Consider the following 16,573-nt stretch of genomic DNA (forward strand, 5'->3'; position numbering starts at 1 on the left):
GAATGCATTGATCGCCATGAGTTCACCAGCAAAGCTCACGCGTGGTCAATTATCTTTGATTACATTGAAGGATGGTACAACACTAACCGCATTCATACTACACTAAAAGGACTAACTGTCCGCCAAGCGTATGAACGAAAGACGAAAACTAAAGTGCCAACTTGATCAGAAGTAACTGTCCACTTTTGTGAGGAGGTGCAAACCCCCCCAAATTTTTGGACCCGGTCTGCTCTAGGTAAGCACATTGATTTTTCATAATGATACTATCGTGTTGGGAAGTTTTTTTACCGGTGAAGGAGCTCTAGATTTCGTAACATCGGGCGGTAGTTGGATTTCCTTCATGGGGTGAAAAATGAAAAGTCTATGTTGCAACCTAGAGCAAGCCTTTTCCGGAAAGGTGTTCTGCTTCGGGAATGGCTCGGCGTGGAACGCCTCGACCGGTTTTGGGTGTGTTCGCTTGGGACCTCGAAGCGTGCAACAAGCGCAGCGCGTTGTTACTTTGAGGGTCCCCGCCGGCTTTATTTTTTCCAAGACGAAGGAGCTTTAGATGCCGTAACATCGGGCGGGAGTTGGAACTCCTTCATGGGGTGAAAAATGAAAAGTTTATATTGCTACCTACCGCAGGACGGTCGGTTGAGCAGAATACATTTAAGCGCGGGGCATTGAGGGAGGCAAAGTAGAGGTAATGCCCAATATGTTGCGTCTTGGACGGTATACGGCTTATTAACTACCTTTTCCGGATCAACCACTCCATCTACATGCGATTCCTATCCTTTTTGCTTCTTGCGGGACTGCTTTGCACCTGCGCTCCGTCGGCTAATGAACAGAACGACGGGCCTCCACCGCGGCCGAACATCCTGTTCATCATGTCGGATGACCATGCGCAGCGGGCGATTTCTGCCTACACCGATGAACTGATTCAGACGCCCAACCTGGACCGCATCGCCAACGAGGGGATGCTGTTCAATAATTCTTTTGTGACCAACAGTATTTGCGCGCCCAGCCGGGCGGCGATTTTGTCGGGGAAATACAGTCACCTTAACGGAAAAATTGATAATCTGAGTCCCTTCAATCCGGACCAGTGGACCTTTCCCGAAGAACTACAAAAGGCCGGTTATCGCACGGCGCTGATCGGAAAACATCACCTACAGGCCCAACTACGGGGCATTGACGAATTTCGTGGACTCATCGGTCAGGGAAGCTACTACTCGCCGGTCTTCGTGCACAACGGGGATACCCTGGACGCCGAAACGGGCTATACTTCCACGGTCATCACCGACTACGTACTGGAGGAGCTACAACGCGCCGATACTTCCGATCAACCTTTCTGCCTACTGTACTGGCACAAGGCTCCTCACCGCAACTGGATGCCGGACACGGTGGACCTGCCCGGCCTGCTGGACAAACGTTATCCCATACCCGCTAACCTCCGGGACGAGTACGAAGGCCGGCCAGCGGCGGCCTACGCCGATATGCGGATTGCCGATATGTTTACGAGCCACGATCTTAAGGTTACGGGGGATTATCAAAACCCCGATCCCGGCACGGGCGGGGCTACCTTCATCAAGAACCCCCGGTGGAATATGATGGATAATTTTCACCGTCAGTTAGACCGTCTTACCCCAGCCCAGCGCGCCGCCTGGGAGCCCTTCCTGCAAAGGGTCGGGGAAGAATGGCTAGAGGTAAAGGGCACCGAGCGGGAACTGGAGTGGCGCTATCAGCGCTATATGCAGGATTACCTGGCCAGCGTTTCTTCCGTTGACCGGAATGTCGGGCGGGTACTTGACTACCTGGACGAAAGTGGTCTGGCGGAAAACACCATCGTTATTTACACTTCTGATCAGGGCTTTTACCTGGGGGAACACGGCTGGTACGACAAGCGCTTCATGTACGAAGAAAGCCACCGCACCCCACTGATGATTCGGTACCCGGCGGCCGTGGCCGCCGGCTCCAGCACCGACGCCCTCACGTTGAACATCGATTTGGGGTCGACCCTGCTGGATTTCGCCGGCGTTACGCCCCCGGAGGACGTTCAGGGACGCAGCCTCCGGCCCATCCTCGAGGGCAATACTCCGGAGGATTGGCGGGAAGCGATTTACTACCGTTATTACCAGAACCCGAACAGTTTCCACCGGGTTGCCCGCCACGAAGGGGTCCGGGAAGACCGCTATAAACTGATCGAATACACGGAGGAAGGTTTTGAAGGCTACGAGCTGTACGACCTCGAAACGGACCCACACGAGATGGATAACCGGATTGATGACCCGGAGCTGGAAGAAGTCCAGGCGAGACTGATGAATCGCATGGTTGAACTAAAACAAGAGATGAAGGTGCCTGACTAGGGGGCTGGTTGCTGGATAACTAGTTGCTGGTTGATCAGTTGCTGGTTGCTAGGTCGTCGGCCGAAACGCGAGGAACGAGCTGGTTCGCCCGCCGACCGGGTTACAGGGAGATAAAAATTTCGTGCTTTATTAGTGCATCAAGTGTTCGGACGCCGTTTCACTCGACTACGCCTTCGCGAAACAGGCTTCCGACCACGGTTTATCTCTAGTCTTAACAGTACATGGCGGCGCCATTGGCAAGCAATGTCTGGTTAGAACAGTAGATTTTTGTCACCCTACGGGCCAATAAGCGCTAATCAACCCATCCTTAATCCTAAATCCTCCATCCTGAATCCTCACCCCTAACCTACCGGGCGTTGACGACCTGGCAGGTGAGTCGGCTGGAGCAGACCTGGCGGCCCCTTTCGTCGGTAATGTCGATTTGCCAAACCTGAACGGTTCGGCCCACGCGCACGGGGCGTACGGTTCCACGCACCCTGCCGCCTTCGCGGACGCTTCGCAGGTGGGTGGCGTTGATGTCGATACCTACGACGGACTGTTTCGTGGGGTCCTTGAGGGACAATACGCCGGCCACACTGCCGAGGGTCTCGGCCAGGGCCACGGAAGCGCCTCCGTGGAGGAGCCGCATGGGCTGAACGGTGCGTTCGTCTACGGGCATTTCCGCGGTGAGGTAATCGGGACCAAAGTCGACAAACTGCATGCCGAGCGTTTCCCCCAACGTTCGCTGACTCATTTCATTAAGTCCTTCGAGGGTTGGGGTGGTTTGCCAGATGGAGGGTTTGTCGTCGGCCATATTGGGTGCGGTTTTTTGAAAGGGAAAGAGATGAGGCGGGAAATGGTTGTGTCGACGGTTCGGCCGTTGGTTGGATCGTAGAATGCCGAAATCGGAACGGGATTGTTTACCCCAGTGCCGCTAGCCGACTGATTTCCACGATTACCTCTGCGGCTTTCTTCATTTCGTAGACACTGGCCCACTCGTATTTGGAATGGAAGGCGTGTTCTCCGGCAAAAATATTGGGACAGGGCAGGCCCATGAAACTGAGACGCGAGCCATCGGTGCCCCCGCGAATACTGTCCTTTTTCGGGGTGACGCCCACCGCCTGGATCGCGCGCCACGCCAGGTCAACGACCCGGGGGTGGTCATCGAGGACCTCCTTCATATTGCGGTACTGCTCGGCAACCTCCAGGGTGATGGTGGAATTTGGGTAACGGGGAGCTACCTGGTCGATGGCCGCCTGCAGGGCGGCCCGGTGGTCGGCGAGCCTGGCGGTGTCGAAGTCGCGGATGATGAAATCAATGCGGGCACTTTCGGCTTTGGCTTCCATTTCCACGGGATGGATAAAGCCCTCCTTACCCTCGGTAGTTTCGGGGCTCAGGCGGTCTTTGGGGAGTGCGCTGATGAGGTCACCGGCGATCTTTACGGCATTTTCCATCTTCCCTTTGGCCATGCCGGGGTGTGCACTGACGCCACTGATGGAAATGCGGGCTCCGTCGGCGCTGAAGGTTTCGTCCTGCAGGGTGCCAAATTCCTCACCGTCGATGGTGTAGCCAAAGTCGGCGCCCAGCTTATTCATGTCCACGGCGTTGACGCCCCGACCGATTTCTTCATCGGGGGTGAAGAGGATGCGCAGTTTGCCGTGGGGGATTTCGGGATGATGGAGGAGGTGCTCCACGGCGGCCATGATGGCCGCCACCCCCGACTTGTTGTCCGCCCCGAGGAGGGTAGTGCCAGAGGCGGTGATGATGTCTTGGCCGATATTCTCGGCCAGCCCGGGGAAATCCTCCGCACGAATCACTATCTGCGGGTCATCGGGGAGAATGAGGTCCTGCCCCCGATAGTTTTCGTGGACGATCGGCTTTACGTTGGTGCCGCTGGCGTCCGGACTGGTATCCATATGGCTGCAAAAACAGATTACCGGCGCCTTTTCGTGTCCGGGGCTGGCTTCCAGAGTGGCGTATACGTAGCCATGTTCATCCAGCTCGGCGTCCTTGATGCCAAGGTCCCGCAGCTCTTCCACCAACACTTTCCCCAGATCCTTTTGCTTTTCCGTACTGGGCTGGGTGGGGGAATGGGGATCGGATTGGGTGTCAATTGTTACGTATCGAAGGAAACGGGGAAGGACGTTCATGAAAATTTGATTTGGCCAGGAAGAGGACGCAAAGTAAGCATTGACAACGAACCCGCTGAGCGCTTTTGGCATTTACGTGTATACGGATCACCCCCAGTCTACATGACCCCACAATTCACCGTTGCCGCCCTGATTATTCTGGCCCTGTTGGGCGGCTTTCTGTACTGGCTATTCCGGCCGAAGCCCCTGGGGGAATTGCCCCGCTTCAAAGCGAGCTGGCGTAAGCTATTGCGCAAACACGTGAACTATTACGGCGACCTGAGCAAGGAGGATCGGCGTAGATTCGAAGAGAGGATGCGGTACTTTTTTCAGCAGGTGGACATCACGGGGATTGAAACGGAGGTTACGGAACTGGATCGGGTCCTGGTGGCGGCCAGTGGCATCATTCCCACTTTCGGTTTTGACAAGTGGAATCATTACCCCCGGCTACGGGAAGTTTTGCTGTACAAAGATCATTTTCGCTACGGTGATTTTGCCACCGAGGGGGAAGACCGGCGCATCGCCGGTATGGTTGGGGGAGGGTACATGAGTGGAAAACTACTCCTGTCCCGACCAGCCCTGCATCAGGGATTCCGTAATGCGGGCCGAAACAACACCGGCATCCACGAGTTCGTACACCTTCTGGATAAAGCGGATGGAGACACCAACGGCATACCGCGGTACTTCCTCGAAAACGGTTTTATGGTTCCCTGGGTGGAGATGATCCGCTCGGAAATGGAGGCCATTGAGCGGGGCGAGAGTGACATCGATGATTACGCCACGACCAACAAGGCGGAATTCTTTGCCGTGGCCGCGGAGTATTTCTTTAACCGCCCTGCGGCCTTTTCGGATAAGCATCCCCGCCTGTTTGCCCTCATGGAAAGAATCTTCTCACAGGACATGGACGATGACGGAGGAATCGGTACCGTTTCCGGAGCGGACCCCCTGAACCTCCAGGCACCTTAGCCGCTGGAAGTCATGGTATTATTGAGGCAATACTTCGGGCGGCATTTGTAGTTTTGCTGGCAATTGTCTTAATTGGTTAGGCCACGGACCGAAAAGGTTCTTAGGTTGAACACCCCAATGAATTACCTCCCCGCCATATGATTGCTCACCTGCGCAAGAAATACAATCAAGACTTCACCCAGGAGAAGTACGACGCCATGATGGACTGGATCTCCGAGCAATACGGCTACCGTCCTACCTTCAATGTGGCCGAGAGCCCGCTGTTCATCGACGAAGCGCTGGGGCAGAAAGTACTGCGCGCCTGCGACGACATTCTGCAGGTTGTGACGGCCCCGGATTTTGTCGAACGCTCCCTGGGCGCCATCCCGCCGGGAGAAAACGTTCCCAATCAGACGGAGCACCCCATGTTCGTGCAGTTTGACTTTGGGCTCTGCCGCGGAGAAGATGGACGTCTTGAGCCTCAACTGATTGAGGGACAGGGGTTTCCGTCCCTCTATTTCTTTCAGTACTTACTGGACAAAGCCTACCGAAAACACTTTGAGATTCCCGAAGACTTCAAATCCCGGTTCGGTGGTTTGCGGGATGATGAATACATGGAACTGTTGCGGAGCTGCATTCACGGAGACTACGCCCCCGAGAACGTAATCCTGCTGGAGGTAGACCCCATTAAGCAGAATACCCGCATCGATTTCCTGATTGCCTGTAAGGAGCTGGGGATCGCGGAGGTTTGCATTAGTGACGTAGACATTGAGGACGGGGCGCTGTACTACGACCTGAACGGAAAGCGAACCCGGATTCACCGGATTTTCAACCGGGTAATTTTTGATGAACTAAAGGCCCGCCCCGATTTAAAGCGTCGCTTCAACATGATCGAGCAAGTGGACGTGGAATGGGCGGGGCACCCCAACTGGTTTTTCCTGATCAGCAAGTACACTTTACCCTTTCTGCAGGGCCCTTACGTACCCGAGACGCACTTCCTGCACCAGCTGGAAACCTATCCCGAAGACCTGACCAACTACGTGCTTAAGCCCCTCTACAGTTTTGCGGGGGCCGGCGTTGATCTTTACCCAACGGCCGAGAAGCTGGCGGCCATCGAGCGGCCGGAGCACTATATTCTTCAGCGTAAGGTGAAGTATGCAGACATCATCGAGACGCCGGACGTACCCGCCCGCGCCGAACTTCGTATGATGTTCATCTGGCCTCCGGGAGAGGATAAGCCCAAGTTGCTGAACAACCTCGTTCGCCTGTCCAAGGGCGAAATGGTGGGCGTCAAACACAATAAGGGGAAGACCTGGGTGGGCGGTAGCCTGGGCTACTTTGCCTAGCGGTTGACCGCAGGTTGGCCTTACTTACGGGAACCCAGTGCCCGGTACACGTGCTTCCGCAACTGGTCGCCGTATTTGCCTGAATAAGGATTCGATTGCGTCATGAGGATGGCAATGAGATCGTTCTGCGGGTCAACGAAGAAAAAGGTGCAGTAAGCACCGCTCCAGTAGTACCTTCCGGCGCTGTCCGTACCGTCTTCGGGGTCAGTGGTCCGCAGCCCGAAGCCATAGCCGAAGCCCATACCCTTTTGGTAGGGAATGTCTCCCAGCTGATTGCTGGTCATTAAATCCAGGGTTTCCGGCTTGAGGAATTGTTGTCCATTCAGGCTGCCTTTGTTGAGCAGCATACGGCAGAACTTGGCGTAATCACTGGCGGTGGAGAGCAGACCGTGGGTGCCTCCGAAAACGGTATGCCCGCTGGGGGGCATCTGGGTAACGTCGCGCATCAGCTTGCCCTTGTCGTCGAAACGATGCAGGGCCACGAACCGCTTGGCTTGTTCTTCGCTCAGGTTATACCCCGTATCGTTCATGCTCAGGGGGGTGAAGATTCGTTCCTGGAGAAACTCCTCTACGGTTTGCTCACTGAAGACCTCAATGAGGCGGGCCAGAATGTCGGGGGAAGCGGAGTAGTACCAACGCGTGCCCGGCTGATAAACCAGGGGCAGGCTCGCCAGGGTCTTTACCCGGTCAGCAATATCCTTTTGCGGGGAGTAGTAGAGGTTGCGGGCAATCTCATTGTCCAGGGTGGTGCCACCGAGGCCGTGAGAGAACCCGGCGGTGTGGCTCATTACCTGAGCGATGGTGACGGGGGAGGCCGCCGCTTCGGTGGGGCCATCGGCTCCCTTATTCGGGTCTAGACTGACGCGGAGGTCACTGAATTCGGGCAGGTACTTCGCCACAGGATCGTCGAGCTCGAAATGCCCCTCTTCATAAAGCATCATGAAGGCCACCGTCACGATGGGCTTGGTCATGGACATGATGTGGAAGATGTGGTCCTTCTTCATCATGGACTCCTCCTCCAAATTGCTGTAGCCATAACTTTCGTGGAGTTCTTCTTTGCCGTCCTTGATGATCAGGGCCACGGACCCCGCCATTTGCCGTTTATCGACCTCCTGTTTCAGGTACTGGTCCAGTTCGGCGAACATCGACTGCTGGGCAGAAATCGGCGCGCACAGCATGAGTAACAAAAGGGGTAGACAATAACGCATGGGGTGAGGTTTTGCCGGAAGTTACGCAACTTATTTTGACCTTGGGACGGCTGAATATTTTCTGAATTCAGGGGTATTCACCATCCGGGTAGGGGAAACGTGGAGGGTAAAGGGTAGTGTAAAGGATTTTTTGGGGCTTCGCCCGGGATGCCGTGGATGTCGGTTGGAGCAACGTAACCAAACCCATTATTCTGTTCAGGAGTCGGATGGAATTTGCGCCATATGATGTCTTAGGATCGATAAGAGCTTGTTTGGACTTTAATAATCGACCTGCATTTGGCCTTTTTTGGCGCTAGCTTTGTTGGGAAAATCCTCATTTAGCGCTGCTATACTCCGGTATTTCCCGCCTTGCTACCACCAAAAAATTCTCAAATTCGGCCAGACGACCAAAATCCCAACAAGCTCTAACTTTGGGACATGCACGCAATCAACCGGGCGGTCTATCCACCCACCTTCCTGATCTTTCTTTTTCTGCTGACCTCCTGCGGCCAATCTCCGTCTTCGGGGCTGGAGCAGCCCCGTGACCCCTACGCCGAACCCAGCATGGAGGGCGAATCCCTGAACGTAATCGTCGAGATTCCTGCGGGAAGTAACCACAAAATCGAGTACCGCCCTGATGAGGGCTTTATCAACGACACCCTCCCCAACGGAGGAGAACGCATCATCAACTTCTTGCCGTATCCCGGAAATTATGGCTTCATTCCGTCTACCCTGATGAGCCGGGACCGGGGAGGCGACGGTGACCCGCTGGACGTTATCGTCCTGAGCGAAGGCGTCCCTACCGGAAGTAAACTGGCCGTCAAGCCCATCGCCGCCCTTCTGCTGCGCGATCGGGGGGAGATCGATACGAAAATCGTTGCCGTTCCGGTGGACAGTAGTCTGCAGGTATTCCCGGTCGACAACTTCCTGGATTTTGCGCTGCAGCACGACGCGGCCCGGTCCATCCTTGAGCTGTGGTTCCTGAACTACAAGGGGCCCAACTCCACCGAATTGCTACGCTGGGAGGACGAAGAATACGCCTGGCGGGAAGTCCGCAAATGGCGGTTGGATAACCCGAAGTAGGCCAAATAATCCGACCGGAAACGGTAGGTAGGGAAGGGGAGCGGTAGCCATTATAAAGGAAGCGTTAGGATTAGGAACATAGAAAAAAATATCAACTAAAGTATAATTTCCCCTGTTTCAAGCGTTACCGACATGTCAAAAAGGCGATAAAAACCACCGGCAAAAGCAAAAAGATGTTAAAATGCGGGAAATAGTCGCAGAAAGTTGACGTTTTTGGGCCCATGCCTTGCTTATCCCCTTAAATTTGTGTTAGAAAGTAAAAACATCCGGACAATTTGTTTCCCCCGAGTTGCTCCGGCATAATCCCTGCTGATATGAAATATTTGTTCACACTTGTATGCACCCTGGGTTTGGTCACTACCGGATTCGCTCAGTCCTTTGAATGGGACACGAAGTCGGCAGGAGGCTCAACCGTTACGCCCCGCAGTGAAAGCACCCTGGCTTACGAGCGGGCGTACAACGAACGCCAACAGGGGTTTGCCGGTATCTATAACCCAAATCTGGCCGGCACGAGAACCATTTACGGAGAAACCTACAATCCGCGGGAGCTTACCGCAAGCCATGCGGTACTGCCCCTGGGAACCCTGATCCGGGTCACCAACCTGGATAACGGTCAGGGAGTAACGGTCAGGATAAATGACCGCGGTAAGGAGTGTGGTGACTGTCTGGTTACCCTCAGTCAGATTGCGGCCGAACAGGTCGGGATCAATTACCGAGGACGCGTAACCGTAGAAAGAATCGGCTTCAGCAACTGGAACCCTGCCCCACCCAAGAGCCCGGCACCTGCGCCCGCGCCCTATACTTATTCTCAGCCAACGGCCTACAGCAGTCCGGCGACGGTAACGCCAGCGAATAATCCTGGTGTGGTTCGTCCGGTGACCATCAGTGGCGAGAGTTATGGCTGGGAAGCAAAGAGTAACGAGGTGGTGGCCCCGCGGGCATACGGCAGCGCTCCGGCTACTCCGACGACTTATTATGGTGGCAACAACGCAACGGTGTCCGCCGAACCGCAACCTTACCGCCCGACGACGACAAATTACGCCAGCCTGAGCCCGAAGGGGGTGGACCTGCAGTCCCGGGAGGTACAACCTAACGCGGCTTCCACCAACTATTACGCGCAACCGACAACTTACTCCCGCTACCCGACCGCTCCGGCGAGTTATCAGGAAGCGGCTCCCAAGGTGGCTACCCTGTCGCCTCCCGTTCCTACGGCGGCGAATACTGCTTCCACTACCGTTCAGCCTCAGTTGGCCAATCAGGCGGCGCCACCACCTTCGACGGTCCGTTACTACCAGGCGGCTAAGTCTGCGCCCGCACCCGCAACTTACGGCACGGCTCCCGCTCAGCCGGTTGCCTACAACGCTCCGGCGCCGGCGCCCGTCACCAGTAACGGTTCCGCTTACGTGGTACAGTTGGGGGCTTACAACAATGAATTGTACGCCCAGAACCGCGTGAATCAGCTTCAGCAAGCTGGCCTGACCAACGTATTCTACCGCTCGGTAACCAAGCCCGACGGGCAGGTGATCAACCGGGTGTATTCCGGCACTTTCAGCACCATGGCCGAAGCGCAGGGCGCATCTAACAGCATCCGTGCCAACCACAATATTGCCGGTATCGTAACCCGGATGTAATCGAGCCGGACATTCCACCCGGTTTGAAACTGGCGACCCGCAAAATAAAGCGGGTCGCCAGTTTCCTTTTCGGGTCTTTCCCACAGGAAGTCGGAGGGCTGAATCAGGGGGTAATATCCGGAGGCAGGAATGGAGATTTATCCGTATTTTAGCCAGTGTTTACGTCGATCACCTCTTGCACTAAAGTTATGAGTCAGCTTAGATTAGGTACGCCACCGGCCGTAATATTATTTCTGGCCAGCATTCTCATTTTCCTGGTATTTGGTTAAGCGAGTGCCTACCGGGAACTTCGTGGCCCGCTACTTTCCGGCCGGCCCTGGCGATGTGATGGCCCTTCCTACACCTCAGATTAAGGAAAAAAATAGTGAGGCCGAGGAGTGAAGCGGAATCCGCGATTCAACCGGCGCCGGGGCGGAGTTGACGGTAGAAATGCCGTCGGTCTGACCGAAGAATGACCTGAGCGAGGGGCTTTTGATGAACCCCACGCACGCCCTTCGGTTAGTGTTACAAATCATTATGCATGCGCTATTCGTTGGCCTCCCTGCTTCTGCTCTCCCTGGTGTTCATCGCCAATGCCTGCGGAGAAACGGACCGCGTCCAGGGGCACAACCTCTACGACCAACATTGCGGGAATTGTCACATGGAAGAGGGTGGGGGACTACGGAACCTCATTCCCCCGCTGGCCGGATCGAATTTTCTGCGGGATAACCCCGCCGCGGTGGTCCGGGGGATACGCTACGGGATGGAGGGCCCCATGATCGTAAACGGGATAACCTACGACCATCCCATGCCCGGCAACCAGGACTTGTCGGAGTTTCAGATCGTGAACATCATGAATTACGTCAACAACGCCTGGGGAAATGACTACGGCCAGATTACCGTACTGGAGGCCAGAGACTGGCTTCAGGAATAGCGGCCGACCGACGGTATGCCTTTCCCTGACGTTAAGGTGGGATAAGAGTTGCTAAAATTCGTACTTTGGCAGCCGCAACCAGCTTCCTGAACCCAAAATCAGCGGCGGCTACCTATGAAGAACCGTTTGAGCTTATTCCTGTCCTTCCTTTTTATGTCTGGCGGCCTCCTATTAGCCCAGGACGCGCAGGTGACCATTTCCAACCCGGATACCATCCTCATCTGCCAGGGGGATACCCTGCAACTGGCTCAGACCAACAACGTCAACGATGCAGGCCTGACCTGGTCGCCCGACGAGGGCTTTATCGATCCGGTGACGGATCCCAACCCCCGCGTCATTCCGGTCTTTAGCCGCTACTACGTCGTTACCGTCGGCAACGAAACGGATGGCTTCGCAAAAGACTCCATTTACGTCGACGTAGATCGTCTGGTGGTGCCGGAGCTCATTTCGGATACCCTGATTTGTCAGGGGTACCCCCTGCAGCTGGTCGCCAGTCCGGTAACGGATCAGGGCAATACGCTCTACAACTGGAGCCCGGGTGATTTCCTGGATGACTCCACGGACGTCAACAGCGTTTTCATTCCCGACGTCTTCCAGGATACCGTATTTACCTTAGTGGCCACTTCCCAAAACGGGGTTTGCGCCGATACCCAGCAGGTGCGGGTGGACATCATTCGCAGTAGCCTGGAAATCCTTCGTCCGGATACCGTCTTCCGCTGCGTCGGCGACGACTCCCTGGTGCTGGAGGTGAGTGTAGATCCTTTTGTAGATAATGAAGTACGCTGGTTTCCCACCGCCGGGGCATTGAGCGCTCCTTCCGGCGTCACCTACACGGTGGACCCTCCCGGCAACCAAACGTATTACGCTGAGGCTATCGTTAACGGCTGCCCGCAAATTGATTCGGTGGTGGTGCGGCTGGACTCCCTGCCGGCCAGCCTGGAGATGACCGTTGATCCGGTCAAAGATCCCTACTGTCAGGGCGATACCTTCACCATTCAATCACCGATCTATGACGTCGGTGATTACCCCCTGATTACTCATGAGTGGTCCGTAGCACCGGGTATTGCCAGTCCGATGGACCTCTACAACGCCGTTTTCTTTGCCTCGGATTCTGCCCTGGTCACCCGCATTACGGTGAACGGCGGATGTGTGGATACCGTGCAAACACAGATTAACGTAATTCAACCGCCGGTTTTACAGTTCGATCCGCCGAACCCCGTCGTTTGCCCCGGTGAGTCCGTACAAATCAACGTTACCTTTCTGGAGGGCAACGGCACCCTGGAATGGGAAGACCCCATGAACACGCTGAGTTGTGACGATTGTCTTAATCCTGTCGCTACGGTCAGTCAGTCTACTTCCTACATGATTACGGTAACGGCGGAGGGATCGGAATGTACCCAGCCAGAGATGTATTCCATTCAGGTCGAGGTGGACCCACAACCTTCCCTGACCAGCCAGACTCTGCTCTGCGCCGGAGACAGTCGGACGCTCGTAACGGGTGGCCTGGTGGATGGCTTTACCTACCGGGTTACCGGTGGCGGGATTGATACGGATGACCCGCTGGTGTCCGTCACCCCCACGGAAGAAACGACCTACACCATCGAAACCACGGGTAACTGTGGCACGAGTACCCAGCAGATTACCCTGCAGTTGGCCGAAGATATTCAGCTGACGGCCGATGGCCCGACTACGCTCTGTCCTGGCGACGGACTGACCCTGACGGCCATCATCGATCAGGATCGTAACGGAACCTTCAGTTGGACGCCCCCGGGAGGTACGCCCGTTCCGGGGCAGCAGCTTCAGCTTTCGGACCCAATTCCCGGAGTTTATACTGCCACCTTTACGGATGCCCTCTGTGGGGTGACGGTAACCACCACGACGGAAGTCACCATCGTGGATGCCAACCTTAACGTGGGGATTGCCGCTAACCGCAGCAACGGTGACCAGATCAATCCCGGAATGGACGCGATCTTCAGTGGAAACGTCATTACCCTTACGGTGACGGGAGTACCCGAAGGACTGGCGGCCAATTTCAACTGGTCCGGTAACCTTTCTCCCGCCGACGGAAGCGGACGCAGCATTGAGGTGCGCGTTCCCGATCCCGGACAGGCTTCTCCCGGATCCCTACTGTATACGCTGACGGTCGTAACCGACGAAGGAGGCTGTGAATTCACGGCCGCGATTTCGATTCCCATCACGGAGTCAGAGTTTGAAATTCCGGAACTGATCTCCCCGAACAGTGACGGTACGAACGACTTGTTCCGGGTCTTCTACGCCGGAGAGGTTACGGACTTCTCCCTCACAATCTTTAACCGCTGGGGCCAGAAGGTATTTACCTCCAACGATATCGACGAAGGCTGGGACGGAACCATCAACGGTACTCCCCAAAACATTGACACCTATCTCTACATCACAAAATTCCGCCTGAACGGCACGGAAGTGGAAAGAGAAGGACAGTTTGATCTGATCAGGTAAGGGGGGGCTTGGTCCGTTAGTTCGTTAGTAATTTAGTCTGTTAGTCTGTTAGTTCGTTAGTAATTTAGTCTGTTGGTATTTTAGTTGTCTGACTGGACAAATGCCTAAAGGACCAACAGACCAACAGACCAACAGACTAATCCCCCTACACCATCCGGCTGTGCCAGCTATCCTCCAGGGGGCGTTCGAAGATTTGTCTTAGTTCTCCGAGTTCCTTGACCAGAGGATCAAACACGATCGTCTCGTTTTCCAGTTGACCGCGCTGGTAAAGGTCTTTGAATTCTTCGCGGGATACGGTTTGGATGGCGCCGTCGGAATCCCGGTAGCTGAAGCGCATGCGGTTGAAGAAGTCGATGCCGAGGCGGGCGCCCAACTCCTGGATGAAGCGTACGGACCCGTCGATAGAACATCCACTGGCTTCTGCCGCACTTTCGTCTACGGCCAGCACGAGGAAACGATCGTGCAGGACGTCAGCTCCCGCCGTCAGTTGCCGCTGGTGGGCGGCCCAGCCCTTCACGTATTCCTGTAATTCTTTTCTGGCTACCTCCACCTCTTCGGCGGTCATGGCTCTTTCTGCGCCATAAATCCAAACCCGACTTGTGGGGGCCAATGCTTCTAGGTGGTTCGCCATGATGATGTCTGTCTTATTTCAGGGAGCGCAAAGATAGAACCAAACTAAATTTATGTGAACATCTCCTTACATATTGTATTAGGCAGTAGGGGCGTAAACGCAGGTGCCATGTCTTTAGCATAAGGTGCGATCGCGACGTAAATCAACTGGAACGATGACCGATGTCCTTGCGAAATCAAGCATCCATTGTCTAGACAATTTCTAAATAAACTCTACGTTGCGCCGCAAGTTTGTTAAAGAAATGTCATGAAAGTATCTTTGCGCGACCAAGGGGGGAGTAGATTTTTTCCTTCCTTCCACAAATGATTAAATGTCAATTGATAATGACATACCACCCCAAGTTTCTAACTTCTTTCCTGCTCATATTCGCCCTTCTTTTTGTCGGCACCGCTGGGTTTGCCCAGGGAGAGCAAGCAGAAGAACCGACCGCTGAATCAATCGATGCTGGTGATCCTGCCGAATCCGCAGCTCCCGCTGGCGGTGTCGCTCCGGGAGAAGGCGACTATGAAGCCGGTAAATCCCTCTGGAACGCCAACGTCTGTGGTTCCTGCCACAACAAGAACATGAAGGACAACGCCACGGGCCCCGCCCTTGGTGGTGTTGAAGAACGGTGGGCCGCCGAGCCCCGGGAGCACCTTTACCGTTGGATTCAGCAGTCACAGGCCCTGATCGCCTCCGGGGAGAGTGAGCGGGCGATTGCCGTTTGGAACGAATGGAAGCCAACGGTAATGTCCAACTACACCAACCTGTCTAACGACGATGTGGAGCACCTCCTGGCCTACATTGACGGACAGTACACCGGCAATATTCCCGGTGCTGCGGGTGTGGTTGCTGGTCCGGTGGTGGAAGCCGAAGAAAAGGACAATACCTTACTCTTCATCATTCTGGGGGTAGCGCTGCTGGCGCTATCACTGATCCTCGCCCGGATCACGAGCAACCTTCAGTACATGGTGGAAACCACCGAGGGGGGCAATCCTACCCGGAAGACGCTCCTGGAAACCCTGACGAGCCGCGGAGTGATTGCCTTCGTCATTTTCGCCCTCGTAGTACTGGGTGGATACACTACGGTTAACCACGCCATTGAACTGGGCCGGCAGCAGGATTATGCGCCCGAACAGCCCATTAAGTTCAGCCACGTTACCCACGCAGGAATCAACCAGATTGAATGTCAGTACTGTCACGACGGTGCTCGCCGCTCCAAGCACTCCGTAATTCCGGCCCTGAACACCTGTATGAACTGTCACCGGGCCATCAAGAAGGGTAGCACCTACGGAACGGCGGAGCTGACCAAAATCTTCGCGGCGGTTGGCTACGACCCCATCGAAGACATTTACCTGGAAGACTACGAGAACTACTCTCGCGACGAAATCAAGGACGTCTACAAGAAGTGGATCGCCAACCAGTACCTCGCCGAAGACGGCGCGGACATTGACGAAGTGGAGAACGTAGTGGAGGAACAGTGGGACGGTATCGTAGAAGCACTGACCAACGAGTACACCGACGATGACAAAATCGCTGGTCCCGTAGAATGGGTGCGGATTCACAACCTGCCCGATCACGCCTACTTCAACCACGCGCAGCACGTAACGGTGGGTAACCTCAAGTGCCAGAACTGCCACGGTCCCGTGGAGGAAATGGAGCTGGTGTACCAGTACAGTCCCCTAAGCATGGGATGGTGTATTAACTGTCACCGCCAGAGTGAGGTACAGTTCCAGGACAACGACTACTACAAAGCCTACGAGCGCTACCACGAGGAAATCAAGTCCGGTGAGCGTGACGGGGTAACCGTAGAAGAAATTGGTGGTCTGAACTGTCAGCGCTGCCACTACTAAGCCACCCGCCCAGGAATAGAGCTTCCCCCGCGGAAGCCGGAATCAAAACAAAATAAGACCTTCCACTGAAGGTGAGAACA

General features: G+C 55.2%; 13 protein-coding genes. 9 read left to right on the forward strand and 4 right to left on the reverse strand.

Annotated features, from left to right (window positions below):
• The first annotated feature begins 6 nt into the window (after positions 1–6).
• Together E1J53_RS24735 and E1J53_RS19870 are read left to right on the forward strand one after the other, a co-directional pair.
• Entirely contained in the window at positions 7–165 is a 159-nt protein-coding gene (locus tag E1J53_RS24735) for an IS3 family transposase (protein WP_134274368.1), read from the forward strand.
• 593 nt (positions 166–758) lie between these two features.
• Entirely contained in the window at positions 759–2,342 is a 1,584-nt protein-coding gene (locus tag E1J53_RS19870) for a sulfatase (protein ID WP_134274367.1), read from the forward strand.
• Positions 2,343–2,688: 346 nt separating this feature from the next.
• Here the strand turns inward: E1J53_RS19870 and E1J53_RS19875 are convergent, their stop codons facing one another.
• Together E1J53_RS19875 and pepT are read right to left on the reverse strand one after the other, a co-directional pair.
• Positions 2,689–3,135 carry a hotdog fold thioesterase gene (locus E1J53_RS19875; protein ID WP_134274366.1) on the reverse strand — a complete coding sequence of 149 codons (447 nt, stop codon included), beginning with the start codon at positions 3,133–3,135 and terminating at the stop codon, positions 2,689–2,691.
• 106 nt (positions 3,136–3,241) lie between these two features.
• The gene (gene pepT / locus E1J53_RS19880) at positions 3,242–4,471 is read right to left on the reverse strand and encodes a peptidase T (RefSeq protein WP_134274365.1); all 1,230 of its coding nucleotides are present in this window, start codon (positions 4,469–4,471) and stop codon (positions 3,242–3,244) included.
• 102 nt (positions 4,472–4,573) lie between these two features.
• Here pepT and E1J53_RS19885 point away from each other — a divergent pair, with 102 nt between their 5' ends.
• Both E1J53_RS19885 and E1J53_RS19890 read left to right on the forward strand, forming a co-directional pair.
• The gene (locus E1J53_RS19885) at positions 4,574–5,416 is read left to right on the forward strand and encodes a zinc-dependent peptidase (protein ID WP_134274364.1); all 843 of its coding nucleotides are present in this window, start codon (positions 4,574–4,576) and stop codon (positions 5,414–5,416) included.
• 137 nt (positions 5,417–5,553) lie between these two features.
• Entirely contained in the window at positions 5,554–6,741 is a 1,188-nt protein-coding gene (locus E1J53_RS19890; RefSeq protein ID WP_134274363.1) for a hypothetical protein, read from the forward strand.
• A gap of 20 nt (positions 6,742–6,761) precedes the next feature.
• Here the strand turns inward: E1J53_RS19890 and E1J53_RS19895 are convergent, their stop codons facing one another.
• Positions 6,762–7,949, reverse strand: a complete 1,188-nt coding sequence (locus E1J53_RS19895) for a serine hydrolase (protein ID WP_134274362.1) — start codon at positions 7,947–7,949, stop codon at positions 6,762–6,764.
• A 417-nt stretch (positions 7,950–8,366) separates the two neighbouring features.
• Between E1J53_RS19895 and E1J53_RS19900 the strand changes: the two genes are divergently transcribed.
• From E1J53_RS19900 to E1J53_RS19915, 4 genes are all read left to right on the forward strand, one after another.
• The gene (locus E1J53_RS19900; RefSeq protein WP_134274361.1) at positions 8,367–9,011 is read left to right on the forward strand and encodes an inorganic diphosphatase; all 645 of its coding nucleotides are present in this window, start codon (positions 8,367–8,369) and stop codon (positions 9,009–9,011) included.
• 314 nt (positions 9,012–9,325) lie between these two features.
• On the forward strand, positions 9,326–10,642 hold the full coding sequence (locus tag E1J53_RS19905) for an RlpA-like double-psi beta-barrel domain-containing protein (RefSeq protein WP_134274360.1): 1,317 nt from the start codon (positions 9,326–9,328) through the stop codon (positions 10,640–10,642).
• Positions 10,643–11,162: 520 nt separating this feature from the next.
• Entirely contained in the window at positions 11,163–11,555 is a 393-nt protein-coding gene (locus E1J53_RS19910) for a cytochrome c (protein ID WP_134274359.1), read from the forward strand.
• 114 nt (positions 11,556–11,669) lie between these two features.
• The gene (locus tag E1J53_RS19915) at positions 11,670–14,030 is read left to right on the forward strand and encodes a gliding motility-associated C-terminal domain-containing protein (protein ID WP_134274358.1); all 2,361 of its coding nucleotides are present in this window, start codon (positions 11,670–11,672) and stop codon (positions 14,028–14,030) included.
• Positions 14,031–14,175: 145 nt separating this feature from the next.
• Here the strand turns inward: E1J53_RS19915 and E1J53_RS19920 are convergent, their stop codons facing one another.
• Positions 14,176–14,661 carry a hypothetical protein gene (locus tag E1J53_RS19920; RefSeq protein WP_134274357.1) on the reverse strand — a complete coding sequence of 162 codons (486 nt, stop codon included), beginning with the start codon at positions 14,659–14,661 and terminating at the stop codon, positions 14,176–14,178.
• A 323-nt stretch (positions 14,662–14,984) separates the two neighbouring features.
• On the opposite strand from E1J53_RS19920, the gene E1J53_RS19925 reads away from it, so the two are divergent.
• Positions 14,985–16,493 (forward strand): c-type cytochrome, encoded by a 1,509-nt coding sequence (locus E1J53_RS19925; RefSeq protein ID WP_134274356.1) that lies wholly within the window; start codon positions 14,985–14,987, stop codon positions 16,491–16,493.
• Positions 16,494–16,573 lie beyond the last annotated feature (80 nt).

It is taken from the genome of Lewinella sp. W8 (assembly GCF_004375085.3).
Lineage (GTDB): Bacteria > Bacteroidota > Bacteroidia > Chitinophagales > Saprospiraceae > Neolewinella.